The 22,740-nt window shown below is 69.3% G+C and carries 23 protein-coding genes; 10 read left to right on the top strand and 13 right to left on the bottom strand.

The features are described from left to right. Positions 1-43: 43 nt before the first annotated feature. The 4 genes from plsY to fdxA all read left to right on the top strand — a co-directional run bounded on the left by plsY (position 44) and on the right by fdxA (position 2,332). The gene (gene plsY / locus VGF12_RS16270; protein ID WP_331177092.1) at positions 44-700 is read left to right on the top strand and encodes a glycerol-3-phosphate 1-O-acyltransferase PlsY; all 657 of its coding nucleotides are present in this window, start codon (positions 44-46) and stop codon (positions 698-700) included. Then, on the top strand, positions 697-1,056 hold the full coding sequence (locus VGF12_RS16265; protein ID WP_331177091.1) for a RidA family protein: 360 nt from the start codon (positions 697-699) through the stop codon (positions 1,054-1,056). Before plsY ends, VGF12_RS16265 begins: the two co-directional genes overlap by 4 nt. A 100-nt stretch (positions 1,057-1,156) precedes the next feature. After that, on the top strand, positions 1,157-1,936 hold the full coding sequence (locus tag VGF12_RS16260; RefSeq protein WP_331177090.1) for an MBL fold metallo-hydrolase: 780 nt from the start codon (positions 1,157-1,159) through the stop codon (positions 1,934-1,936). Positions 1,937-1,996: 60 nt separating this feature from the next. After that, the gene (gene fdxA, locus VGF12_RS16255) at positions 1,997-2,332 is read left to right on the top strand and encodes a ferredoxin FdxA (RefSeq protein ID WP_331177089.1); all 336 of its coding nucleotides are present in this window, start codon (positions 1,997-1,999) and stop codon (positions 2,330-2,332) included. A 26-nt stretch (positions 2,333-2,358) separates the two neighbouring features. Here fdxA and VGF12_RS16250 read toward each other — a convergent pair whose 3' ends face one another. The 4 genes from VGF12_RS16250 to VGF12_RS16235 form a co-directional block, all read right to left on the bottom strand. After that, on the bottom strand, positions 2,359-4,371 hold the full coding sequence (locus VGF12_RS16250; RefSeq protein ID WP_331177088.1) for a DEAD/DEAH box helicase: 2,013 nt from the start codon (positions 4,369-4,371) through the stop codon (positions 2,359-2,361). Between the two features lie 335 nt (positions 4,372-4,706). Then, positions 4,707-5,933, bottom strand: a complete 1,227-nt coding sequence (locus tag VGF12_RS16245; RefSeq protein WP_331177087.1) for a M56 family metallopeptidase — start codon at positions 5,931-5,933, stop codon at positions 4,707-4,709. Positions 5,934-5,946: 13 nt separating this feature from the next. After that, complete coding sequence (locus VGF12_RS16240; protein WP_331177086.1) at positions 5,947-7,212, bottom strand: M56 family metallopeptidase; 1,266 nt, start codon at positions 7,210-7,212, stop codon at positions 5,947-5,949. Beyond that, a complete protein-coding gene (locus VGF12_RS16235; RefSeq protein WP_331177085.1) occupies positions 7,205-7,585 on the bottom strand; it encodes a BlaI/MecI/CopY family transcriptional regulator in 381 nt (126 codons plus the stop codon). The genes VGF12_RS16240 and VGF12_RS16235 overlap by 8 nt, the downstream gene beginning before the upstream one ends. A gap of 131 nt (positions 7,586-7,716) precedes the next feature. Between VGF12_RS16235 and ppk2 the strand changes: the two genes are divergently transcribed. Then, positions 7,717-8,622, top strand: coding sequence for a polyphosphate kinase 2 (ppk2, locus tag VGF12_RS16230; protein WP_331177084.1), 906 nt, complete (start codon positions 7,717-7,719; stop codon positions 8,620-8,622). Positions 8,623-8,643: 21 nt separating this feature from the next. Next, positions 8,644-9,012 (top strand): glutaredoxin family protein, encoded by a 369-nt coding sequence (locus VGF12_RS16225; protein ID WP_331177083.1) that lies wholly within the window; start codon positions 8,644-8,646, stop codon positions 9,010-9,012. Positions 9,013-9,085: 73 nt separating this feature from the next. On the opposite strand, the gene VGF12_RS16220 is transcribed toward VGF12_RS16225, so the two are convergent. The 6 genes from VGF12_RS16220 to VGF12_RS16195 all read right to left on the bottom strand — a co-directional run bounded on the left by VGF12_RS16220 (position 9,086) and on the right by VGF12_RS16195 (position 15,645). Continuing rightward, on the bottom strand, positions 9,086-9,322 hold the full coding sequence (locus VGF12_RS16220; protein ID WP_331177082.1) for a hypothetical protein: 237 nt from the start codon (positions 9,320-9,322) through the stop codon (positions 9,086-9,088). A gap of 170 nt (positions 9,323-9,492) precedes the next feature. Further along, a complete protein-coding gene (locus VGF12_RS16215) occupies positions 9,493-10,128 on the bottom strand; it encodes an L-threonylcarbamoyladenylate synthase (RefSeq protein ID WP_331177081.1) in 636 nt (211 codons plus the stop codon). Continuing rightward, positions 10,128-10,991 (bottom strand): 3',5'-nucleoside bisphosphate phosphatase, encoded by an 864-nt coding sequence (locus tag VGF12_RS16210; RefSeq protein ID WP_331177080.1) that lies wholly within the window; start codon positions 10,989-10,991, stop codon positions 10,128-10,130. Before VGF12_RS16210 ends, VGF12_RS16215 begins: the two co-directional genes overlap by 1 nt. Positions 10,992-11,041: 50 nt before the next feature. Continuing rightward, complete coding sequence (locus VGF12_RS16205) at positions 11,042-12,865, bottom strand: bifunctional diguanylate cyclase/phosphodiesterase (protein WP_331177079.1); 1,824 nt, start codon at positions 12,863-12,865, stop codon at positions 11,042-11,044. Positions 12,866-13,051: 186 nt separating this feature from the next. Continuing rightward, positions 13,052-14,773 carry a single-stranded-DNA-specific exonuclease RecJ gene (gene recJ, locus VGF12_RS16200; RefSeq protein WP_331177078.1) on the bottom strand — a complete coding sequence of 574 codons (1,722 nt, stop codon included), beginning with the start codon at positions 14,771-14,773 and terminating at the stop codon, positions 13,052-13,054. After that, entirely contained in the window at positions 14,770-15,645 is an 876-nt protein-coding gene (locus tag VGF12_RS16195) for a hypothetical protein (protein ID WP_331177077.1), read from the bottom strand. The genes recJ and VGF12_RS16195 overlap by 4 nt, the downstream gene beginning before the upstream one ends. Positions 15,646-15,707: 62 nt before the next feature. On the opposite strand from VGF12_RS16195, the gene ppk1 reads away from it, so the two are divergent. Then, positions 15,708-17,768, top strand: coding sequence for a polyphosphate kinase 1 (ppk1, locus tag VGF12_RS16190; protein ID WP_331177076.1), 2,061 nt, complete (start codon positions 15,708-15,710; stop codon positions 17,766-17,768). 9 nt (positions 17,769-17,777) lie between these two features. Beyond that, positions 17,778-18,239 carry a phosphohistidine phosphatase SixA gene (gene sixA, locus VGF12_RS16185; protein ID WP_331177075.1) on the top strand — a complete coding sequence of 154 codons (462 nt, stop codon included), beginning with the start codon at positions 17,778-17,780 and terminating at the stop codon, positions 18,237-18,239. A 14-nt stretch (positions 18,240-18,253) separates the two neighbouring features. Here sixA and VGF12_RS16180 read toward each other — a convergent pair whose 3' ends face one another. Next, a complete protein-coding gene (locus tag VGF12_RS16180) occupies positions 18,254-19,747 on the bottom strand; it encodes a Ppx/GppA phosphatase family protein (protein ID WP_331177074.1) in 1,494 nt (497 codons plus the stop codon). Between the two features lie 59 nt (positions 19,748-19,806). Here VGF12_RS16180 and VGF12_RS16175 point away from each other — a divergent pair, with 59 nt between their 5' ends. Further along, entirely contained in the window at positions 19,807-20,670 is an 864-nt protein-coding gene (locus VGF12_RS16175) for a dienelactone hydrolase family protein (protein WP_331177073.1), read from the top strand. Positions 20,671-20,731: 61 nt separating this feature from the next. Further along, on the top strand, positions 20,732-21,514 hold the full coding sequence (locus tag VGF12_RS16170) for a ZIP family metal transporter (RefSeq protein WP_331177072.1): 783 nt from the start codon (positions 20,732-20,734) through the stop codon (positions 21,512-21,514). A gap of 24 nt (positions 21,515-21,538) precedes the next feature. Here VGF12_RS16170 and VGF12_RS16165 read toward each other — a convergent pair whose 3' ends face one another. Together VGF12_RS16165 and VGF12_RS16160 are read right to left on the bottom strand one after the other, a co-directional pair. Further along, complete coding sequence (locus VGF12_RS16165) at positions 21,539-22,069, bottom strand: hypothetical protein (protein WP_331177071.1); 531 nt, start codon at positions 22,067-22,069, stop codon at positions 21,539-21,541. Between the two features lie 177 nt (positions 22,070-22,246). Further along, a complete protein-coding gene (locus VGF12_RS16160; RefSeq protein ID WP_331177070.1) occupies positions 22,247-22,681 on the bottom strand; it encodes a universal stress protein in 435 nt (144 codons plus the stop codon). Positions 22,682-22,740 lie beyond the last annotated feature (59 nt).

Genomic DNA, 22,740 nt, shown 5'->3' with positions numbered 1-22,740 from the left:
GTCCGCGGCGAATCGGCCGGGCGGCCAACGCACAATGAGGGGCATGCAAGAGACTCTCCTCCCCCTGCTCGCCGCGATCGCCGGCTACTTGATCGGCTCCCTGTCCTTCGCCGTCCTCGTCAGCCGCGCGATGGGGCTGTCGGACCCGCGCAGCTACGGCTCCGGCAACCCCGGCGCCACGAACGTGCTGCGCTCGGGCAACAAGGCCGCGGCCATCCTGACGCTGGTGTTCGATGCGCTGAAGGGCTACCTCCCGGTGCTGGCCGTGCTGATCTGGGGCCCGCGCTTCGGACTGGAAGAAGGCACGGCCGCGATGGTGGGCCTGGCGGCTTTCCTCGGCCACTTGTGGCCGGTGTTCTTCCGCTTCCAGGGCGGCAAGGGCGTGGCCACGGCAGCCGGCGTCATCTTCGCGCTCAACCCCCTGCTAGGGGTTGCGACGCTGGCGACCTGGGCGATCATCGCCTGGTTCAGCCGCTACTCGTCGCTGGCGGCCATCGTGTCGGCCGCCTTCGCGCCGATGTATCAGTTGCTCATTTGGGAAGCCGGCCCTACCGCGCTGGCCCTCATCATCATGGGCCTGCTGCTGGTGTGGCGCCACCAGGCCAACATCAAGAAGCTGCTGGCCGGCACCGAAAGCCGGCTGGGCCAGAAAGCCGCAGCCCCCCCCGTCAAATCCATCAAGACCCGGAAGAAAGCATGACCGCCTCCAACCCCGTTGAACGCTTCGATATCGGCGCCCGCCTGTCGGAGATGGCCGTCTACAACGGCGTGGCCTATCTCGCTGGCCAGGTGCCCGAGGACGCGGGCGCCGACATCACCGGCCAGACCGCCCAGGTGTTGGCCGCCATCGACAAGCTGCTGGCGCGCGCCGGCACCGACAAGAGCCGCATCTTGATGGCGCAGATCTTCCTGGCCGACCGTGCGGACTTCCCCGGCATGAACGCTGCCTGGGACGCCTGGGTGTCCACCGGCCACACACCGCCTCGCGCCACCGTCATTGCCGGCCTGGCACGGCCGGAGTGGAGGGTGGAGATCGTCGTCACCGCAGCGGTCTGAAGATTCTGCGGGGCTGAATGCCCTTGCATTGATCATTGACAAGCCGCCACGCCGGGGGCGGCGCTAGCCTGCCGGTTCTTCCAACGAGGGAACCGTCCACGTGTCGATCGAGTTGTTCCGCCAGGGGCGGCATGTCTGCGTCATGTTCTGCCGCCTGGGCGAGGAGGGGGGCGAGGCCGTTCAGGCCAACCAGTTCCTGCTGGTGAACGGTGACACGGGGGCGATCCTCGACCCTGGCGGCAACATTGCCTACAACGAGCTCTACCTCGGCATGTCGGCGTTCTTCGCGCCGCACAAGCTGGCCGCCATCCTGGCCTCGCATGCTGACCCGGACATCATCGCGTCGCTGGACCGGTGGATGACGGCGACCGAGGCACCGGTCTATATCTCTCGCATCTGGGAGCGGTTCGCACCCCACTTCTGCAAGCCCGGCAAGACGACGGGTCGCATCATCGGCCTGCCCGATGAGGGCCAGCGACTGCAGCTGGGCACCGGCACGGACCGCTTCGAGCTGTGGGCACTGCCTGCGCATTTCCTGCACGCCGAGGGCAATTTCCAGTTCTACGACCCGGTCAGCCGCATCCTGTTCTCCGGCGACCTCGGCGCCTCGCTGGGCGCCAGCCTCAATCCCGAGCAGCCCGTCACGTCGCTGGCCGCGCACATCCCGCGCATGGAGGGCTTCCACCGCCGCTACATGGTCAGCAACAAGGTGCTGCGCCTGTGGGCAGCCATGGTGCGCCAGCTGGACATCCAGATGATCGCGCCCCAGCACGGCTCGCCCATGGTGGGCGCGGCCGTCGGGGAGTTCATCGACTGGGTTGAAGACCTGGCATGCGGCATCGATTTGTTCGGCCAGGCAAACTACTGCCTTCCCAGCTGATTGCGTTGCGCCGTGCGGCGCACGCGGCCGCCCTGCAGGCGCCGGCCGCGCCGAGTTCCCATGCCTTTTGTCGTCACCGAGCCCTGCATCAAGTGCAAGTACACAGACTGCGTCAGCGTCTGCCCGATGGACTGCTTTGTCGAAGGTCCCAATTTTCTCGTCATCGACCCTGAGCAGTGCATCGACTGCTCGGTGTGCGTGCCGCAGTGTCCCGTGGGCGCCATCGTCGGCGCCAACGAGGTGACACCGGCGCAGGCGCCCTTCGTGGCGCTCAATGCGCGCCTGGCGCAGGCGCCGGGCTGGCGCCCCATCACCCGGTCCCAGGCGCCGCCCGCCGACCACCAAGCCTGGGTCGGCGTGTCTGGCAAGCTGGACCGTCTGCAGACCGCCTGGTGAGCCTACGCGGCCAGGTGCCGAGGCGTTCAGCCGCTGCGCGCCCGCTGGCGCCAGAACCCCGCGTCGAACAGCTGCTCCGCGCCGGTCGCGGCATTGAGCAGCCAGAACTGGCGCCCGTCCTTGCTTGCGCGGGACACCTCGCCGGTGTGCCGGCCTGCCGTCACGCGTCGGCCAACGGCATTGGCCGGGAAGTCGGGGTGGCGTGCCAGTTCCAGCAGGGGTTGCGCCTCGCGCACATCGGCTGCAAGCCGCAACTTTTGCATCAGGGGCGCGAGCAGCGCGCCCGTCGCGTCGGCGGGGGACACGAACAGCACCAGCTTGGCCTGAGCGCGGCTCATTGCCACGTTGAGCAGGCGCCGGGCCTCCTCGCCCTGAAGGAATGGCTGGGCGCCGTCCGCCGGGTCGAACAGCACCACGGGCGCCTCGCTGCCCTGGGCGCGGTGCACGGTGCTGACCCGCAGCGCATCCGGCACGCCACGGGCGCGTAGGCATTGGCGGATCCGGGCCCGCTGCGCGCGGAACGGCGTCAGCACGATCAACTCGTCGGCCCGCCAATCGTCGCCGGCCAGCGCGTCGGCGACGAGCGCTGCGATCGCCTCGGCCGACTCGTGCCGCACTGGCCCGCGCTCATGGGCGGACCAGCCACCGTCCCGCTGGACGTGGTGCACATGCACCTGCGTGTCCGGCCCGATGTCCCCCAGCGCCCGCCGCCGGGCGGCCTGCCATGGGGCGGACGTCTGCGCGTCGGCCGCCACGCGCAGTGCGCCGTCGTAGAACAACTGGCTGACGAGGTCGCCGATGGGCGCGGCCATGCGCGACTGCTCGTCCAGCAGCGCCACCGACGCGCCGGCGCGCGGCATCTCAGCAAACGCCGAGCGGCCCAGCCAGCGTCGCGCGAGCCGGTCATCGCTGCGCAGCACCGGCGACAGCTGCTGGGGGTCGCCCGCAAACAGCCGGGCGCGGCCCAGCGGCATCAACGTCAGCGCGTGGGCGAGGCTGACCTGGCTGGCCTCGTCGAAGACCAGCAGGTCAAAGGGCGGCTCGCCATCGACCGCCAGCTCGCGCAAGGTCTTCAGCGTGAAGGCGGCGCGCGTGGTGGTCATGCTCGCCAGCCGGCAGCGTTGCAACACCTTCAGCGACGCACTGCGCAGCTCGTCGCGCAAGGCCGCGACACGGTCCGCCCAGGCCTTCAGCGCGGTGGCGTCACGGGCCGAAGGCCGCTGGCTTTCAGCGCGCGCCAGCCGGGAGATGAGGTCGCGGTCCTGGGTGGGCAACAGGTGTTCGCGGTCTTCGTACGCTGCCGCGTCGAAGCGCGTGCCCAGCCGCTGCACCGTGGCGCGCAGGGCTTCCCGCCGACCCTTGTGCAAGGCTTTGTCCACGGCCAGCGTCGCCTGGTCCACCGCCTGGTTGGTGGTGGACAGCAGCAGCACGCGTGCGTGCGGGTGGCGGTCCAGGTATTCGGCCAGCAGCACGCCCAGCGTCGTTGTCTTGCCGGTGCCTGGCGGCCCCCACAGGAAGGCGCTGCTGAAACCGGTCAGCGCCAGCGCAGTGCGCTGGGCCGGGCGCAGCCAGCGGAAGGGCTCGCCCGTCAGCGTCGTGCCGCCGGCCAGGGGCCGCGGGCGCGAAAGGTCGGGCAGGCAGGCCAGCGCCTGTTCCGCCCAGCCCGTGTCCCACCAGGCGTCGGCTACGGCATTCAGGAAGCGGGTGGGGTAGAGGCGAATCAGGTGCCCCGCCGGTGGCGGCGCGCTGCTCGCGTTCTGGAGCACCAGCTGGTCCTCCTCAGCGAGCACGGCCAGCACGCTGGCACCGCCCTTGGACGGCGCACCCCACCAGGCGGCGGCGCCGTCCAGACTGTCATCCAGCAGCGCCAGCGCCGATGCCGCTCCCGGCCGCTGACCTTCGGCGAACACATAGCCGGCCTCTAGCGTGACCCGCCACAGCACGCCATCGCGCTCGGCATGCTGCACCTTGAAGTCGTAGTACTCGGGCGTGGCCGACAGTTCGGCGTTCAGCGCCGAGCGCACGTCGGCAAGGCTCATCGATCGGGGAAGGGTGGAGGCGGGAGGACGGGACTCTACTGGGTGTCGCGCGCCGCGCGCCAAGCCGCGTCCTGGATGCGAAGTTCGCGGACCCGTTGCGCGGCTCGTTCATGCCGGCGCATTGGTGCCTGCGGCTGCCCGGGCGACAACTGCAAGGACGAGCCGAGCTCGGCTTTCACCAGCGTTCCTAGGCCAGGAACCTCGGGCGGAGACCGGCCGGCAGCCAACTGGGCCTGCAACGGCCCATGCGCGGTGCGGGTCGGCGAACTGGACCCAGCTGCCGTCGAGCCGCAGGTCCGCCGCACACCGGCCGCGCCGCAGCCGCGGCAGACAGGTCAGCGCGAGAGTGCGGGTGCCTTCCTGGATGGCAGCTTGAAGTCCGCCGGCAGCAGCGTGACGACGCGCGTCATGAGCAGAGGAGGCACGCCATCGGCACCCCCAAGGCGCCGCTCGGAGGCTTCTCCGGGCGCCAGCACCTCCGTCTGCGGCTCCAGGGTCTTGCCTGCATAGCGTGGCTGGGTCAGGACTTGCAGCTTGCCGTCGGCGGCCTGTGTGACGGTGAAGTCCAGCCGCCAGCGCTCGCCGGCGGAAGTCTCAAACTGGAGGCTGCTGCGCGCACCCAGGGCCAGGATCAGCCGCGGTGAGGCGTTGAACTCGCCGGAGGACAGCGTCAGCCGGATCTCGGCCATGGCGGTCGTGGGCGGCGAAGCACCGGGCGTCTCCGCCTGAGCGGCATAGGCGGCAAAACCGACGCCCAGCAGGGTGAAGCCGAGCAAGGCCGCACGGCGACGCGTCAGGGGCAGAGGGCGTTTCAGCATGGCGATCCTTTCGATCAATGGGTGGTTGCTGCCCCAGCGGCTTGCCAGCGGCGCGCCGAGGGTGTCGAGTCCATGCGCCGCCAGCAATGCACGGGCATAGGTGGCCGCCGCGCCAGGGCGGCCGGCGAGTACCGCCGCATCGCAGGCGAGCTCCTGGTCCGCGTGCATGCGCCGCGCGGCCCACCAGGCCAGCGGGTTCCACCAGTGCAGGGCCGTGATCGCACAGGCGACCAGGTTCCAAAGGTTGTCCAGTCGTTGGCGGTGGACCAGTTCATGGGCGATGACCAGTTCGCGTTCGGCGGCGTCGAAGCGCGCCTCGAAGTCCAGCGGCAGTGCCAGGCGAGGGCGAAGCAGGCCCACGAGGGCCGGGCTGCTGCCGGCCGGGAGGCGCTCGCCCAGGCGAGCGAGCCGCCATTGCCGGCGCGCCTGCACCAGTGCAACCACGGCCGTGCCGCCCAGCCAAAGCGCCAGCCACAGCGGGGCCTGATGCCGGGTTGGCGTGGGCAGCGTCGGCACGGCGATCGGCACGTTGCCGCCACCGGCTGCCTGCGCGACGAGCCGCAGGGGCTCCTGGGTGGGGCGCGGCAGGGCGGGCGTCAGCAACAACACGGGGACGAGCAGCCAGGCCATGTAGACGGCGCCGGCTCCGAAACGTCTCAGCAGCGGGCGCAGGGCCCACAGCAATGCGACGCCAAGACACAGCAGCAAGGCCTGCATCAGCAAGGTGGTGAGCAGCTCGGTCATGCCATCGCCCTCTCTAGCGCGTGGTGGGCTGGGCTTGCAGCAAGGGCAGCGGGCCGACCCGCACGCTGGCCTTGCGGCGCATCAGCAAGTCGGGGCCGCCGCTGGCCGAAGCCACGCGTCGTTCGGTCCAGGCGCCCTCGGCCACGTTGTCCGCGTGGACTGCACCACGCTGCAGGGGGGGGCCGTCTTGGGACATGGTGACCAGCCGGATCTGGCCGGGTGCGGTGATGGTGGGGAAGATGACGAGGTCCCAGTGCAGATCGTCCGGCTCGCCACGCTGAAAACTGACGGCGGTCGGGAGTCCGGCCTCGGTGATGAGGCGCATGGACTTGCCCATGGGGATGGGCGCGGAGCCGTCACGCGGCAGCAGGCTCAGTTCCAGCTCGATGTCGACCTGGGGCGCACTTGTCGGGCTGGGGTCTTGCATGGTTTGAGCCGTCCACGCCAGGGTGCTGGTCAGCAGCAGTCCGGCGGCCAGCAGGACCGAATGGCGGCGGGTCATGGGGCGGGGACGGTTCAGCATGGAAATCCTTTCGACCAGGGGATGGACGGTGATCCAGCGGCTGGCCAGTGGCGCCGCGTGATCGTTGAGGCCATGGGCGGCCAGCAAGGCTTGGGTGTAGATGTCGCGTGAGTCCGGTTCGAGGGCCAGCACGGCCGCATCGCACGCCAGCTCCTGGTCGGCGCGCATGCGGCGCAGCGCCCACCAGGCCAGCGGGTTCCACCAGTTCAGTGCCACCACGAGGGTGGCCAGCAACGTCCAGAGGTTGTCCAGCCGCTGAAGATGCATCTGTTCGTGGGCCAGCACCAGCCGCTGTTGCGCGGGCGTGAAGCGCTGCTCGAAGTCGGCCGGCAGCACGATGCGTGGGCGCAGCAGGCCGATCAGCGCCGGGCTGCTACCGGCGGGCAGGCATGATCCCTGGCGTTCCAGTGCGTGCTGCCGCCGCCATTGCGCCAACAGCGTCAGCGCCGCACCCGCCAGCCACAGCAGCGTGCCCAACTGCGGCCAGTCTGGGCCGGGCGTGGCCGCCGCCGCACGCAGGGACGAGGCCGCCGTAGCCCCGCCGAGGTCGGTGGCCTGCAGCAGCAGCCGCAACGGCTCCTGGGCCGGGCGGGGCAGCGCTGCGGTCGCCAGCAAAAGCGGGATCAGCAGCCAGGCGGCGTAGGTCACCGCCGGACCGGCGCGATTCAGCAGGGGGCGGGCCAGGGCCAGCAGGGTGATGCCCAGGCTCAGCAGCAAGGCCTGCTGCAGAAGCAGGTGCCAACCGAGATCAACCACGCTCCTGCTCCTTCAGCAAGGCCTTCAGTGCAGCGAGATCGTCGTCGGTGAGCTTGCGCTCCGACGCGAACTGCGCCACCAGCGGCGCCAGCCGCCCACCGAAGAGCCGGTCGATCAGCGACAGGCCCGCGTCGGCCACCCAGGCGTCCTCCGGGATGGCGGGGGCATACAGGAAGCGCCGGCCGTCCCGTTCGGCGGTCACGGCGCCTTTCTTCAGCAGGCGGTTCAACAGCGTCTTCACGGTGGCGAGTTGCCAGCCCTGCTGGGGCCCGAGCGCGGCGGCGATCTCGTCAGCGGCCTTCGGGGCGCGCTGCCAGAGCTGGCGCATGACCTGGGCTTCGGCATCACTGATGGGGGGCGGTGGGTTCTTCATGATTACGTATGTAAACGATGGCGAATGATTACGTCTGTAAACGAGGTCGTCAAGTGCGGGTTTGTCACAAGTCCGCCACGTCGCTGGCCTAGGCTGGCGGCCAGGGCCGCCGTCGCGGCCAGGAGCCTCTTGTGAGCCATATCGAAGACGAACTGGTGAAGCGCATTCACCGCGACCTGCAGGACGATTTCGACGAGGAACTGGAGCTCGAGCTCGAAGACCGCAACTACGGCACGACGCCGAGCGACGTCCCGGCCGACGCCACCCTCGAGCGTAGGCGCTACTTCCGCGAGCTGTTCAGGCTGCAGAGCGAGCTCGTCAAGCTGCAGGACTGGGTGCAGCACACGGGCCACAAGGTCGTCATCCTGTTCGAGGGGCGTGACGCGGCGGGCAAAGGCGGCGTCATCAAGCGCATCACGCAGCGGCTGAACCCACGCGTGTGCCGCGTCGCTGCGCTGCCCGCGCCCAACGACCGCGAGCGCACGCAGTGGTATTTCCAGCGCTACGTGTCGCACCTGCCGGCGGCCGGCGAGATCGTGCTGTTCGACCGCAGTTGGTACAACCGCGCCGGCGTCGAGCGCGTGATGGGTTTCTGCACCGACGAGCAGTACGAGGAGTTTTTCCGCTCCGCGCCCGAGTTCGAGCGCATGCTGCAGCGCTCGGGCATCCAGCTCATCAAGTACTGGTTCTCGATCAGCGACGATGAGCAGCGCATCCGCTTCATGAGCCGCATCCACGACCCGCTCAAGCAGTGGAAGCTCAGCCCCATGGATTTGGAGTCGCGCCGCCGCTGGGAGGAGTACACCAAGGCCAAGGAGGTGATGCTCGAGCGCACCCACATCCCCGAGTCGCCCTGGTGGATCGTGCCGGCCGATGACAAGAAGCGGGCGCGCCTGAACTGCATCAGCCACCTGCTGTCGCAGATGCCCTATCAGGAGGTGCAGCACGCCGACATCCAGCTGCCCGCGCGCGAACGTCGCGAGGACTACATCCGGCATCCGGTGCCGGACGACCTCATCGTGCCTGAGGTGTACTGACGCCCGCCTAGGATGTGGGGCATGCCACTGCCTCCACGCTCATTGCTCGTCGTCATCGCGCTGACTGCCGCGGCCTCCTGGGCCTGGCGCGGCCACGTCGCGGCCGGGGATGCCGAGCGGTTGGTTCGGCAGGTGAGGCCGGGTGACATCCGCATGATCTCGTCCGAGACCTGCGGCTGGTGCATGGCGGCGCGGCGCTGGATGACGCATGAAGGCATCGCGTTCGACGAGTGCTTCATCGAACGCGACGCGCAATGCCTGGCTGACTACCAGGCCCTGGGCGGCATGGGCACGCCCACGCTCGTCGTGCGTGGGCGGACGGTGATCGGCTTCGACCGGGCTCGCATCCTCGACATCCTGGAGCGGGCCGAGCCGAGTCGGCAGCACTGACTCAGCAGCGCTGGCGACTCGGCTCGACGGTGGTGGAAAAAGGCGTCATTCGCATGTTGTGACGACGCCGGGATCAAGCGTGCTTGGTCGTGGTCTTGGCGGCGGCCAGGGTTTGGCGCAGCAGCGTGGCTTCGCTATAGCCGATGACGACGACGCGCGGCAGCTGCGTCACGACCTGGGGTTCGGCGCGGGTGGCCTTGCCGGTGACGACGACGCGCTCCAGCTTGACAACGTCGCGCGGAGCGGCGTGTGCGGCGGCGGAGAAGGCCAGGGCGGCAACGGCGGCGAAGAAGGTGATTTGCTTGCTCATGATGGACTCCATTTCGGTGGGTTTCGAACCGCGTGATTGCTTGTTCGATGGAGTCAGTTTCGGCAATGGAGCCGTGCACTTCCAGGCCGCTGCGATCAAGCGCCGGCCGCGCCGGATGAACTGCAAGAACGCTGGATGAGCTGCGGCGCCCCGCCGCGAGCATGGGCTGTTCAGTCGAGCTGCAGGCCCAGCCGGGCGATCTCGCCACGGCCCTGACGCACCAGGATGGGCTCTTCGCCCTGGCTCAGGTCCAACACGGTGGTGGGCTGGGCCGGGCAGGCTCCCGCGTCCAGCACGAACTGGAGCTGCCGATCCAGGCGCTCGCAGACGGCGGCGGCATCGTTCATGGGCTCGCTGTCACCCGGTGGGATCAGGGTGGTGGACAGCAGCGGCTCGCCGAACAGGGTCAGCAGGTCCTGGGTGACCTTGTGGTCGGGGACTCGCAGCCCGATGGTGCGCCGGCTGGGGTGGGAGAGCCGCCGCGGCACTTCCTTGGTGGCCGGCAGGATGAAGGTGAAGGCGCCGGGCGTGGCGAGCTTGAGCAGGCGGTACTGGCGGTTGTCCACCATCGCGTAGTTGGCCAACTCGGACAGGTCGCGGCACAGCAGCGTCAGATGGTGCTTCTCGTCCACACCGCGCACGCGGCGCAGCGCCTCGACGGCGGCCTTGTCGTCCAGCCGGCAGACGAAGGCGTAGCTGGAGTCCGTGGGGATGGCGCCGATGCCGCCGGCCTGCAGCATCTGGACGCACTGGCGGAGGAAGCGCGGCTGCGGGTTGTCCGGGTGGACTTCGAAGAGCTGGGCCATCAGTGGTGAATCCGCTCAGCAAGGGCCGCCCACACCGGCGTCAGCCGGCCCGCCAGCGGCGGCAGCGTGCCGAGATCGACGCGGCTCTCTTCAGGGCTGTGGAAGTCCGAGCCGCGCGAGGCCAGCAGGTCGAACTCGACGGCCATGTCGGCGTAGCGGCCGAACTCCGCCGCCGTGTGACTGCCGGTGACGACCTCGATGCCGCGCCCGCCGTGGCCCATGAATTCGGTGATCAGCGCGTACTCCTCGGTGGGCGTGAAGTCGTACCGGCCCGGGTGGGCAATGACGGCAATGCCGCCGGCGCGCGTGATCCAGCCCACCGCGTCCTTCAGCGACGCCCATTTGTGGGGCACGAAGCCTGGCCGGCCTTCGGTCAGGAAGCGGCGGAAGACCTCGGGCACGTCGCTGCAGAAACCCCCGTCGACGAGGAAGCGCGCGAAATGAGTGCGGGAAATCAGCTCCGGGTTGCCGACATACTTCAGCGCACCCTCGAATGCGCCGGGGATGCCCGCCTGAGCCAGGCTGGCCGCCATGTCGCGGGCGCGTGATTCACGGCCGCCGCGTGTGGCGCGCAGACCCTCGACCATCTCGGTGGCGTGGTGGTCGAAGCCCAGGCCGACGATATGGACGACACGGCCGGCGAAGGTCACCGAGATCTCGGTGCCCGTCAGGTAGGGCAGGCCCAGGGCCCGGGCGGCGTCGATGGCACGTTGCTGGCCGCCGATCTCGTCATGGTCCGTCAGCGACCACAGCTCCACCCCCGCGGCCTTGGCGCGCCCGGCCAGGGCTTCGGGTGTCAGCGTGCCGTCCGAGACGACCGAGTGGCAGTGCAGGTCGGCGTTGAGCGTGGGGGCGAGGTTCACGCCCGGATTGTGTCAGCCCCGCGATCACCAGGCGGTTGGCAATGGTTACGTCACCAATGCTGCGCCATCAGCAGCAGCGGCTGGGCCTGGCGGCGGTCGACGAAGAAGCGGCTGCCGCCGGCACGGCCCTTGGCAACGCGCTTGGGCTCGGCCAGCGCCGCGCTCAGCGCCCGCGCGTTCTCGAAATGCCCTGGCAGATGCAGCACTGCGCCGGCCGAGATGGTCGGCAGGGGATGGAAGCTGGGCTGGTTCTGGCGATTCAGCGTCTCGTACCCGCCGGCCGCGAGGTGCTCGGCGGAGAAGAAGCTGCGCACGCCGGTGTCGAAGGCCTTGCAGATGCGTTCAAGCCGGCCTTCCCAGTCGGTGCTGCTGAGCACCATCACGAAGTCGTCACCGCCGATGTGGCCGACGAAATCGACCTGGGGGTCGGCGGCCTGGGTCAGCACGCGGGCGGCGAGGCGGATGATGTCGTCGCCGATGCGATAGCCGTAGACGTCGTTGAAGGGTTTGAAGTGGTCGATGTCCCAGACCACGGCCACGAAGGTCTCGCCGGCCTCGATGAGGCAGTCGAGATGGTTATCTATGGGCACGTTGCCGGGCAGCAACGTCAACGGGTTGGCGTAGCGTGCCGCATGGACCTGCAGGTCGGACACGGCCTTGAGCAGGTCGGAGCTGCGGCCCAGGCCGAAGTAGGTGCCGTCGCGCGTGACGATGAAGCCGTCGATCAGCAGGCGCTCGTCCAGGTTGGCCAGCGCGTCGCTCATCGCCCGCAGCGGCGTGGCGACGTCGACGACCAGCGGGCTGGTGTCCATCAGCTCGACGCAGCTGTGCTTCTCGAAGATGTCCATGAAGTACCGCTCGGTGCTGCGCTTGAGCACGTGCAGCGAGCGCAGCACGCCGATGGGGCGCTGCTGGTCGTCCAGCACTGGAATGGCCAGCAACTGGTCGTCGGCGTGGAAGAGGTCGATGATGCTGCGGCAACTGGTGGCGGGGGTGACGGTCAGGCCGCGGCGGGCGAGCTGTCCGGCGCTGGTGATGGCACCCTGGGCCAACGGCAGGGCGAGGTCGTTCTGCAGCAGCCGCGGCTGGGCCTCGGTGGCCAGGCGGCCGCTCCATTGCGCACTCAAGGAAGCGCGCGGCGAGGCGCTAGGGCGAGCGAACAGGTAGCCCTGACAGATGGTCAGGCCCAGGCGGCGCAGCACCTCGAGGTCGGGTTCCTGCTCCAGGCCTTCGGCGACGACCTCGCAGCCACTGGTGACGGCCATCTCGACGATGGAGCGCACGAACTGCTGCTTCAGCGGCTCCTGGGCGATGCCGTCGATGAAATGGCGGTCGATCTTGACGAAATCGGGGCGCATCTCCATCCAGCGACGCAGCGACGCGAAGCCCTCGCCCAGGTCATCCAGAGCGACGCGGAAGCCCCGTTCACGCAGCGCCTGCAGCGCGCCGTCCAGCTGTGCGAGGTCCTCGATGGGGCGGGTCTCGGTCAGCTCGATGACGACGCGGGAGGTGGACAGGCCCAGCTCGGCGAGCTCCCCGGCCAGCAGTCCGGCATGCTCTCGCGCCACCATCAGCGTGTCGGCCGTGACGTTGAGAAAGAGCAGACCGGGCAGGCCCAGGGCCTTGAAGCGCTGGATGGCGCGCCGGATGATGAGTTGCTCCAGTTCGACGAGTCGGCCCAGCCGGGCGGCGGCCTCGAACAGCACCAGCGGCGAATGAAGGGGACCATTGGCCGGCGCGCGCGTCAGCGCCTCGAAGCCGTAGATCTCGGCACGGTCGATGGCGATCAGGGGCTGGAAGTGGATGTCGAAGCTGCGCTGCTCGATCAGTCGATCGAGGGCGTCGGCAAGGGGGTCGGGCGCGCTGGCGCGCATGAGGGGCTCCGGGTCGGCGCGTCGGCCCGGGACATCCGGGCTGGCGGCGCGGATTCTTGAAAGCCCCTGTGACATTCCAGTGACGGGCGACGGTGGGCCTGGCGGGCCTGCCAACTCCGTCACGCCCTGGCGCTACCGCAGCGCGGTCAGCGAGACCTGCTCAGGTCCTCGTTCGGCGAGGAGACTTCAGGCACAGGCCTCGATGATGTACTGGATGCGCTGCTGGCCCTGCCACTCGTCCAGGCTGAGCCGGTAGGCCAGTATGGCCCGCTCGGGCAGCATGTCGATGTGGTTGAACCAGATCGCGTCGACCAGGCGGCCGGCCTGGCGCAGCCGCAGCTTGAGGTGCTTCTCGCCTACCAGGCGCTGCGAGATCAGCTCGAAGCGGTCACAGAACACCGGCGGCTCGAAGCCCTGGCCCCAGACCTGGGTATCCAGCAGCCGCGCGGTCTCCGGCGTCGCGGCCTCGGCGGGCAGGGCGCCATCGTGGCGCAGCGTGCGGGTCAGGTCCTGGTCGCTCAGCCACTCCTCGGCGACGCGGGCCAACGCGAGCGCAAAGCGGTTCACGTCGTCGATCGCCAGCGTTGCGCCGGCGGCCATCGCATGGCCGCCGAACTTGGCCAGCAGCTCGGGTTCGCGCTTGGCGACGAGGTCCAGTGCGTCCCGAAGATGGAAGCCCGGGATGGAACGCCCCGAGCCCTTGAGCTGGCCGTCCGCGCCACGCGCGAACACGAAGGTGGGGCGGTGCACGCGGTCCTTGATGCGCGAGGCGACGATGCCGACGACGCCCTCATGGAAGTCAGCGTCGAACAGTGCGACGGCCGGCGGCAGCGCGCCTTCCAGCGCCTCGATGAGGCCGTCCAGTCGTGCCTCGGCCATCTCGCGCATGCCGCTCTCGATTTCGCGGCGCTCGCGGTTGATCGTGTCCAGTTGGGTGGCGAGCTCGAGCGCGCGTTCCGGGTCGTCGGTGGTCAGCGTCTCGATGCCCAGCGTCATGTCGGCCAGCCGGCCGGCGGCGGTGATGCGCGGTCCCAAAGCGAAGCCGAGGTCGAAGCCCTGGGCTTTGCTGGCGTCGCGCTTGGAGGCTGAGAACAAGGCCATGACACCCGGCTGGGCGCGACCTGCCCGCATCCGCTTCAGACCTTGGGCGACAAGGCGGCGGTTGTTGGCGTCGAGCTTGACGACGTCGGCCACGGTGCCCAGTGCAACGAGGTCCAGCAGGCCGTCCAGGCGTGGAACTTCCGTGAACGCGCCGCGCGCGCGCAGCTCGGCGCGCAGGCCCATCAGGACATAGAAGGCCACACCCACGCCAGCCAGCGACTTGCTGGCGAAACCGCAGCCCGGCTGGTTGGGATTGACGATGGCGTCGGCCTCGGGAACGACGACGGTGCCGTCGATGAGGGCGGGCAGATGGTGGTCGGTCACCAGCACCTTCAGGCCTTGCGCGCGGGCATGGGCCACGCCGGCGAGGCTTGCGATGCCGTTGTCCACCGTGACGAGCAGAGCCGGTTGCTGCTCCAGCGCAAGATCGACGATGGTGGGCGTCAGGCCGTAGCCATGCACGGCGCGGTCGGGCACGACGTAGCCGAGTTGCTCGGGCCGCGCGCCCAGCAGGCGCAGGCCGCGCAGCATGACGGCGCAGGCCGTGGCGCCGTCGCAGTCGTAGTCGGCCACGATGACGAGGCGCTCGCCTTGCTGGACTGCATCGGCCAGCAGGCGGCTGGCGTCGTCCAGGCCTTTCAGGCCGGCGGGCGGCAGCAGTTGGGTCAGGCTTTCGTCCAGCTCGGCTGCTTCGCGCACGCCCCGTGCGGCCAGCAGCCGGGCCAGCAGCGGCGCGACGCCGGCCTGTTCCAGCGCCCAGGCCGTGCGCGGCGGCACTTCGCGTTCCACCAGCCTGGGCGAGTTCACAGGGCCTCCAGCACTGCGCTCACGTCGGGCGCCTTCAGACGGCGCCTGAGCTTTTCGACCAGCGACAGGGGCTGCGCCGTGAAACGGCGCGCGAAGCGTTCGCCACAAAGCGTCAGGCTGGTCAGCTCGCCGGCCAGCGGCCCGGCGTCCAGGCGCTGCCAGGCCTCGGCCCAGGCGGCGAGGTCGCCGTTCAGCAGTGGTTCGGTCAGGCGGGCGTCCACCCTCACGTTGGCCGGCCGGCCGTTCGAGCGGCCAATGTCGCCGATCCACACCGAATTGATCGCGTGCTGGCCGCGCGCCTCACGTTCCAGGTTGAGCGCATGGCCGTGCAGCAGCATCTGGGCTTCGTTCTGCCAGCGGCGCAGCACGCGGCTGTCGGGCAGCCAGGGCTCGATGGGCCGGCCAGCGGCGCGCTCGATGCTGGCGGCGCTCAGGCCTTCCAGCGCCGTCGCATGGCCGATCGCCCAGCGCGTTGCGTCCAGCATCCGCCAGTGCCAGCCTTCGGCGGTGGGCCAGAGTTCCTGCAACACGGCCGCGAAGCGGGCCGCATCGGACTCGGAAAGCTGCAGCGCCGCCGGCGGCAGCACGTCGACGCCATCGGTGCCGACGGCCAGATGCACCGGTGTCATCAGCGCCCACGCCAACTCTGTATCGGCGTCCACGGCCCAGGCGGCCGCGCTGGGCTGGGCCTGGCCGCGCAGCGCGGCCAACGCGAGGTGGTGCGGCGGCTGGGGGGAGAACTCGTCGCTGCCCCAGGTCTCGGCCAAGCTCAGACGTGCCAGCAGGGCGGTCAGGTTGGGCAGGGGCAGGGCCCCGAAGGCATGCCGCGCGGCTTCGTCCAGCGCGCCGGCATGGGGAATCATCAGATGCATGGCCCGGATTATCCCGGGGGGCATTCAACGCGTTGTCACACAAGCTTCATACACTTTTCTTCATGACCGACCCGACCCCGATGAAGCTGCTCAACCGCGAACAGGCCATCCTCGAGTTCAACCGGCGCGTGCTCGCCCAGGCCCAGCGCGAGGACGTGCCGCTGCTGGAGCGGCTGCGCTACATCTGCATCGTGTCGAGCAACCTGGATGAGTTCTTCGAGGTGCGGTTCGCCGACATGCTGGAGGCCGCGCGCGATCCGCTCAGCACCGTGACGGGCCAGGACGTCGACCGCGTGGGTCGCGCGGCGCACACGCTGATCGACGAGCAGTACCACGTCTTCAACGAACAGCTGACGCCGTTGCTGAACCGCGAACGCATCGTCATCCTCAACCACGCGGACCGCGACGAGCCGCAGCGGCGCTGGGTGGCCAAGTTCTTCGAGCGCGAGGTGCGGCCGTTGCTGGTGCCGGTGGGACTGGATCCCGCCCATCCCTTCCCGCAGGTGGCCAACAAGTCGCTGCATTTCATCGCCCGGCTGTCGGGCAAGGACGCCTTCGGCCGCGACAACCGTATCGCCATCGTCAAGGTGCCGCGCGTACTGCCGCGCGTCATCAAGCTGCCCGCCAGCATCAGCGACAACCGCCAGGCCTATGTGCTGCTGACCAGCGTCATCCGCGCCCATCTGGAGGAGCTCTTCCCGGGGCGCAAGGTGGAGGCGTTCTCGCAGTTCCGTGTCACGCGCGACTCCGACTTGGAGGTGGACGAGGAGGAGATCGCCAACCTGCGCCACGCGCTGCGATCAGGGCTGACGACGCGCCACTTCGGCCGCGCGGTACGGCTGGAGGTCGTGAACACCTGTCCCGCCGAGCTGTCGGAGTTCTTGCTGGAACAGTTCGGTCTGCCCGCTGCGGCGCTGTACCGCGTGAATGGCCCGGTCAACCTGGTGCGCCTGAACGAGCTCATCGACCTGACCGACGCGCCGGAATTGCGCTTCAAGCCCTTCGAGCCGGCCTGGCCCACGGGCCGGCTGCCGCGCCACAAGTCCATCTTCGAGAGGTTGAAGAAGGGTGACGTGCTGCTGCACCATCCCTTCGAGAGCTTCGAGCCCGTCGTGCAGATGCTGCGCGAGGCGGTGGCCGACCCCGACGTGCTGGCCATCAAGCAGACCATCTACCGCACCGGTGCCAAGTCCGAGTTGATGGATCTGCTGATCGAAGCGGCGCGGCGCGGCAAGGAGGTCATGGCCGTCGTGGAGCTGAAAGCGCGCTTCGACGAGGAGGCCAACATCAACTGGGCGGAGCGGCTGGAGGCCGTGGGCGCGCAGGTGGTGTATGGCATCGTCGGCTACAAGACCCATGCCAAGCTGCTGCTGGTCATGCGGCGCGAGAGCGGCAAGCTACGCCGCTACGCCCACATGTCGACCGGCAACTACAACCCCAAGACGGCGCGCCTCTACACCGACCTCGGCCTGCTGACGGCCGACGCCGACCTGACGGCCGACGCCGATTCCGTCTTCCGCCAGCTCGCCTCGCTGGGCAAGTTCAAGGCGCCGCGGCGCATGCTACTGGCGCCCTTCAACATGCACAGTCGCATGCTGGAGCTGCTGGCTCAGGTCGAGGCGGCCGCGCTCGCCGGCTACAAGGGCGCGCGCGTTGTCGTGAAGATCAATGCGTTGACCGATGCCGAGCTCATCCACGGCCTGCTGCGTACCGCCCAGGCCGGCGCCAAGATAGACCTCATCGTGCGCGGCGCCTGCATGCTGCCACCGGGCCTGCCCGGCGTCAGCGACAACATCGTCGTGCGCTCGGTCGTGGGCCGCTTCCTGGAGCATTCGCGCGTCTGTTACTTCCGCTGGTCCGAAGCCACGGCCACCGACGACGGCGAATCACTGTTCTTGTCCAGTGCCGACTGGATGAGCCGCAACATGTTCCGCCGCATCGAAGTGGCTTGGCCGGTGCTGGACCCCCGGCTGCGCCAGCGCGTCATCGACGAGGCGCTGCAGCCCTATCTGCACGACACCATGGACGCCTGGCAGCTCGGCCCCGATGGCCGCTCGGCGCGGGTGGACCCCCACGGCAGCGTCAGTGCCCAGCAGGCGCTCATGCGGCGCTACTCCGAATAGGCAAGGGGAATGGACCTGATTCTCTGGCGCCATGCTGAAGCCGAGGTCATTGCCCCCGGTCAGGACGACCTGCAGCGCGCGCTGACGCCCAAGGGCGAGCGCCAGGCGCGGCGCATGGCGGCCTGGCTCAACCACCGGCTGGCGGCAACGACACGCGTGCTCGTCAGCCCGGCGCTGCGTTGCCGCCAGACGGCCGAGGCCTTGGGCCGCGAGGTCCGCATCGTGCCGTCCCTTGCGCCCGATGCCGCGATCACGGCCCTCATCGAGGCCTCGCGCTGGCCCAAGTCCAGCGAGCCCGTGCTGATCTGCGGCCATCAGCCGACGCTGGGGTGCCTGGCCGCGCAGCTGCTGGCCGGCGTTGAGCAGGAGTGGGCGGTCAAGAAGGGCGCCGTGTGGTGGCTGCGATGGCGCCAGCGGGACGGCGAGCCCGAGGTGACGCTGCACGCGGTGCAGGGGCCCGACGCCTTGTGATCGGCGCGTGGCCTTCAGGCCACCGCGAGTTCCAGCAAGCCTGTGCGGGCCCATGCGTCGGCCTCTTCCTTCAGCAGGAAGCGAGTGCGCGCCTGGCCTTCGGACCAGCTCTTGGGACAGCGCAGTGTCAGCCGCCGGCCTTCGCGCTGCAGCACCGGGGCGCTGCCCTGCACCGGCGTGCGCGCATGGCAGAGGATGACGGCCAGGCGCAGCGAGACGATCTGCTCCAGCAAGTCCGGGTCCGCGAGCTGAGATTCCAGCTTGCGCAGGCCGCCGCGCTGGCCCAGCGCCAGTGTGGCCAGGCGCTGCAGCTGGTTGGTCGAGAAGCCCGGTGCATCCACGTGGGCGATCAGGTAGGCGCTGTGGCGGTGGTGGTCATGGTGGGAGACCAGCATGCCGATCTCGTGCAGAGCCGCCGCCCAACGCAGATCGCGCAGCAGCTCGGCAGGGGGCCTGGGCGCGAGGTGGCGGTAGAGCCGCTCAGCCTGGGCCGCGACGCGTTCGGCCTGGCCGACGTCGACCCCGAAGCGCAGCTGCAGCTCGGCGACCGAGGCGCCGCGCGGGTCACGTGCACCGCTGGGCTGCAGGCGCTCGGCCAGGTCGAAGATGACGCCCTGGCGCAGTGCGCCCTTGGTGGCCCGCAGCTCGGCGATGCCGAACTGGGTCAGCAGCGTGTAGAGAATGCACAGGCCGCCGGCGACCACGGGGCGGCGGTCGTCCTTCAAACCGGGCAGCTGTAGCTTGTCCTGCGACCCTGCGGCGATGCACTGCTCGATGCACCACCGCAGCGCGGCTGGCGTGACACGGCCGTCGGTCTGGCCGCTGGCGGCAAGGATCTGCGACACCGCGCCCACGGTGCCCGACGAGCCCAGCGCCTCTTGCCAGAGTTCGGGGCGGAACAGCGTCAGCGCTTCTTCCAGCTCGGCACCGGCCGCGACCTGGGCGGCCCGGAAGGCCTCGGCGGTGTATTGGCCGTCGCCAAAGAAGCGCAGCGACAGGCCCACGCTGCCGACACCGAAGGATTCGGCCAGCAGCGGCTTGCGGCCGCGGCCCAGGATCATTTCGGTGGAGCGGCCGCCGATGTCGATGACAAGGCGAGGTTTGTTGGACGGCTGCAGGCGCGCGACGCCGGCGAAGATCATGCGGGCCTCCTCACGGCCGGCGATGACTTCGACGGGATGGCCCAGCACGGCCTGTGCGCGGGCCAGGAAGGCATTCCGGTTGCGGGCCTCGCGCAGCGTCTGCGTCGCGACGGCACGGATGCGTTCGGGCGGAATGCCGACGAGCTGCTCGCCGAAACCCTTCAGGCAGGCCAGCCCACGCTGCATGGCCTCCTCGGTCAGCATGCCCTGCGCATCGAGGCCGGCGCCCAGGCGCACGCTTTCCTTGATGTAGCTGACGCGCTGGTAGCGTTCGCCGCTCAGGCGGGCCAACTCGAGGCGGAAGCTGTTGGAGCCGATGTCGATGGAGGCCCAAAGGCTGTTCGCGGAGTCGGGACGCTGCGTCATGGCGGGATTGTCGGGGCAAAATTTGACGCCCCTTCGTAACCACTGCCCCGGGAGACCTCATGTCGAAAGACGAGATCGACACCCTCGCGTCGTCCCGCGACCTCAGCCGCCACAGCGTCGTGAAGACGCCGGTGAGCGGCGGCTTCGCGGCTGCGGTGCTGCCGGTGACCGCGCAGACGATCACGACCGACACGGCGGGCCTGGAGGCCGGCACCGTCAGCATCGCGGTGGGTGACTTCCAGATGCCAGCCTACCGTGCGGCGCTCGCAGGCCGGAAGAATCTGCCCGTCGTGCTGGTGGCCAGCGAGATCTTCGGTGTGCACGCGCACATCGCTGACGTCTGCCGGCGTTTGGCCCAGCAGGGCTACATGGCCATTGCGCCGGAGCTCTTCGTGCGCCACGGCAATGCCGGCGCTTACACCGACATCCCCAAACTCATCAGCGAGGTCGTCGCCAAGGCGTCCGACGCCCAGGTCAACGGCGATCTCGACGCGACGGTCGCCTGGGCCGCCGCGAACGGCGGTGACACGGGCAAGCTCGGCATCACCGGCTTCTGCTGGGGTGGGCGCACGGCCTGGTCCTATGCAGCCCACAACCCCCGGCTGACCGCGGCGGTGGCCTGGTACGGCCCGGTGGGGCGCAATTACCACGACGGCGACCAGACCATCATCGAGCAAGCCGCGAGCATCAAGGCGCCGGTGCTGGCGCTGTATGGCGCGGCGGATGCCGGCATCCCGGTCGAGACGCTGACCCAGCTCGAGGCCGCCCTGAAGGCCGCTGGCAACACCAAGTGCGAATTCGTTGTCTACCCCGACACGCCGCATGCCTTCCACGCCGACTACCGGCCCAGCTACCGCCGGGCCGCGGCCGAGGACGCCTGGACGCGCTGCCTGGCCTGGTTCAAGAAGAACGGTGTCGCTTGACAGCTCTGCTACGCTGACAGTAGTCGGGCCGCAACAGCGGCCCGTTGCTTTGCCTGATCCCATGACCCTTCTCTACATCGTGCTCGCGACCTTCGCAGGTGGGCTGCTGTCGGTGCTCGTCGCCGCGAGCCTGACCGTTGGCGTGCTGACCCGTCTCGTGAAAAGCCTTGTCAGCCTGTCGGCAGGCATCCTGCTTGGCACCTCGCTGTTGAACGTGCTGCCCGAAGCCTTCGAAAGCCGCACGGCGCAGCCACAGACGCTGTTCGCCGTGCTGCTCGGCGGCCTGCTGTTCTTCTGGTTGCTGGAGAAGGTGGAGCTGTACCGGCATGTTCACCACCACGAGGGCGACGGCCACCACCACCACCACCATTTCGACGCCGAGCAGGCGGGCCGCGGTGGGTTGACCGTGCTGGTGGGCGACAGCATCCACAACTTCTGCGACGGCGCCATCATCGCGGCAGCCTTTCTGGCCGACACGCGCCTGGGCTTTGCGACGGCGCTGGCCATCGTGGCCCATGAGATCCCGCAGGAGGTGGGTGACTACATCGTGCTGCTGAACGCGGGCCTGTCGCGTACCAAGGCGCTGTTCTTCAACGCGATCTCGGGCATGGCCTCGGTCGTCGGCGGCGTGCTGGGCTACTTTCTGATCGGCAGCTTCGAGGGCGTGCTGCCCTATCTGCTGGTGCTGGCCGCCAGCAGCTTCATCTACATCTCGGTGGCCGACCTGTTGCCGCAGCTGCAGCAGCGACTGGCCTGGCGCGAGACGCTGGCCCAGGTGCTGTGGCTGGTCGTGGGCCTGGCGGTGGCGCTCGGCGTGTCCACCATGCTGCACGGCGCGCATTGATGCGCGCGGCGGTGCCATGCGCCGTCATGCCGTTCGGATGCCGGCCGTCCAGGCCTCGAAGTGCAGCCGTTCGTTGGCGCTGAAGCAACGGTAAGGCAAGGGCATCGCGCCCTTTGGCGTCGAGACCAGATAGGCGCCGCTGTAGGCGTGCAGGACGACGACCTCCTGCCATGGCACGATCAGGACGCCGCCGCGGCTGCGGCGGGTCAGCCGTTGCCCGTTGATCTCGAATCGGCAACGGCCGATCCGCCATCGCTTCAGGAAGAAGACCGGCGGGATCAGCAGTGCCAGCGTCAGCTGGAGGCCGAAGCTCTGGCGCTTGTGGGCCAGGCCCCGTTCGGTCAGCACGGTGGACAGGTGCTCCTGGACGACCGCGATGTACTCACGCAGGCCGTAGTCGACGGTGAAGCGGATCGGTGGTCGGGAGCAGCTTGGCCGGTGCGTCGCGGCGCCCGTTGCGGTGAGTGCGGGCAGGCCCGGCTGCGCCTGCCGGACCGCTTGCTCGGCGACGGGCCGCGCGTCGATGACGGGCCTGGGATGGAAGAAGCTGAACATGCGGCACATCTCGAGCCGCCACGTCGAGGATCAAGAGAGGGTATTTACCCTGCCGCTGATTGGGGCACATGGCGGCACATGCCGGTACATGGCGGCACATCGCGGCGCGCATGGTCTTCCTTGTACAGCCGGGCGGGGGCGGGCATGCCGGACGCCCGCCTCAGGCGCCGCGAGGGATCACTTGACGATCAGGACTGGCAGGTCCGTGTGCGTCAGCACCTTCTGTGTCTCGCTGCCAAGCAGCAGGGCGGCGACGCCACGGCGGCCGTGGGAGGCCATGACGATGAGGTCGACCCCCTCGGTCTTGGCGTGGTCGATGATCGCTTCCCAGGCGTGCAAGGCCTCGACGGTGTGGCCCTTGCAGGCCAGCCCCTGGGCCGCCGCCGTCGCGCTGACGGCCTCGACGCGCTGGGTGGCAACGCGCTGCTGGGCATCGATGAATTCCTGCGGCGGCACGGGCTGGATCTCCGAGACTGCGCTGTAGGGGAAGGGCTCCATGACGCTGAGCGTCAGCAACTGGGCGCCATGCACTTTGGCGAGCTGGATGGCAGTGCTGACCGCGTTGGCAGTGATGTCGGAACCGTCCGTCGGGACGAGGATGCGCTTGAACATTCGGTCCTCCATTCGTTGGGGAGGACCACAGTTTGGCCCATCAGGCACAGGATGGTTTG

This window comes from Roseateles sp. (genome assembly GCF_036404855.1).
Lineage (GTDB): Bacteria > Pseudomonadota > Gammaproteobacteria > Burkholderiales > Burkholderiaceae_C > Pelomonas.
This window is presented reverse-complemented; position numbering and strand designations above follow the sequence as displayed.

What these genes read in the sequence shown, in the direction of transcription:
- VGF12_RS16205 (WP_331177079.1), bottom strand. Translation starts at nt 12,865, where the DNA reads ATGCGCGCCAGCGCGCCCGACCCCCTTGCCGACGCCCTCGATCGACTG.
- fdxA (WP_331177089.1), top strand. Translation starts at nt 1,997, where the DNA reads ATGCCTTTTGTCGTCACCGAGCCCTGCATCAAGTGCAAGTACACAGAC.
- VGF12_RS16170 (WP_331177072.1), top strand. Translation starts at nt 20,732, where the DNA reads ATGACCCTTCTCTACATCGTGCTCGCGACCTTCGCAGGTGGGCTGCTG.
- plsY (WP_331177092.1), top strand. Translation starts at nt 44, where the DNA reads ATGCAAGAGACTCTCCTCCCCCTGCTCGCCGCGATCGCCGGCTACTTG.
- VGF12_RS16160 (WP_331177070.1), bottom strand. Translation starts at nt 22,681, where the DNA reads ATGTTCAAGCGCATCCTCGTCCCGACGGACGGTTCCGACATCACTGCC.
- ppk1 (WP_331177076.1), top strand. Translation starts at nt 15,708, where the DNA reads ATGACCGACCCGACCCCGATGAAGCTGCTCAACCGCGAACAGGCCATC.
- VGF12_RS16265 (WP_331177091.1), top strand. Translation starts at nt 697, where the DNA reads ATGACCGCCTCCAACCCCGTTGAACGCTTCGATATCGGCGCCCGCCTG.
- VGF12_RS16250 (WP_331177088.1), bottom strand. Translation starts at nt 4,371, where the DNA reads ATGAGCCTTGCCGACGTGCGCTCGGCGCTGAACGCCGAACTGTCGGCC.
- VGF12_RS16225 (WP_331177083.1), top strand. Translation starts at nt 8,644, where the DNA reads ATGCCACTGCCTCCACGCTCATTGCTCGTCGTCATCGCGCTGACTGCC.
- VGF12_RS16180 (WP_331177074.1), bottom strand. Translation starts at nt 19,747, where the DNA reads ATGACGCAGCGTCCCGACTCCGCGAACAGCCTTTGGGCCTCCATCGAC.
- VGF12_RS16195 (WP_331177077.1), bottom strand. Translation starts at nt 15,645, where the DNA reads ATGCATCTGATGATTCCCCATGCCGGCGCGCTGGACGAAGCCGCGCGG.
- VGF12_RS16245 (WP_331177087.1), bottom strand. Translation starts at nt 5,933, where the DNA reads ATGACCGAGCTGCTCACCACCTTGCTGATGCAGGCCTTGCTGCTGTGT.
- VGF12_RS16235 (WP_331177085.1), bottom strand. Translation starts at nt 7,585, where the DNA reads ATGAAGAACCCACCGCCCCCCATCAGTGATGCCGAAGCCCAGGTCATG.
- VGF12_RS16175 (WP_331177073.1), top strand. Translation starts at nt 19,807, where the DNA reads ATGTCGAAAGACGAGATCGACACCCTCGCGTCGTCCCGCGACCTCAGC.
- VGF12_RS16220 (WP_331177082.1), bottom strand. Translation starts at nt 9,322, where the DNA reads ATGAGCAAGCAAATCACCTTCTTCGCCGCCGTTGCCGCCCTGGCCTTC.
- sixA (WP_331177075.1), top strand. Translation starts at nt 17,778, where the DNA reads ATGGACCTGATTCTCTGGCGCCATGCTGAAGCCGAGGTCATTGCCCCC.
- VGF12_RS16165 (WP_331177071.1), bottom strand. Translation starts at nt 22,069, where the DNA reads ATGTTCAGCTTCTTCCATCCCAGGCCCGTCATCGACGCGCGGCCCGTC.
- VGF12_RS16215 (WP_331177081.1), bottom strand. Translation starts at nt 10,128, where the DNA reads ATGGCCCAGCTCTTCGAAGTCCACCCGGACAACCCGCAGCCGCGCTTC.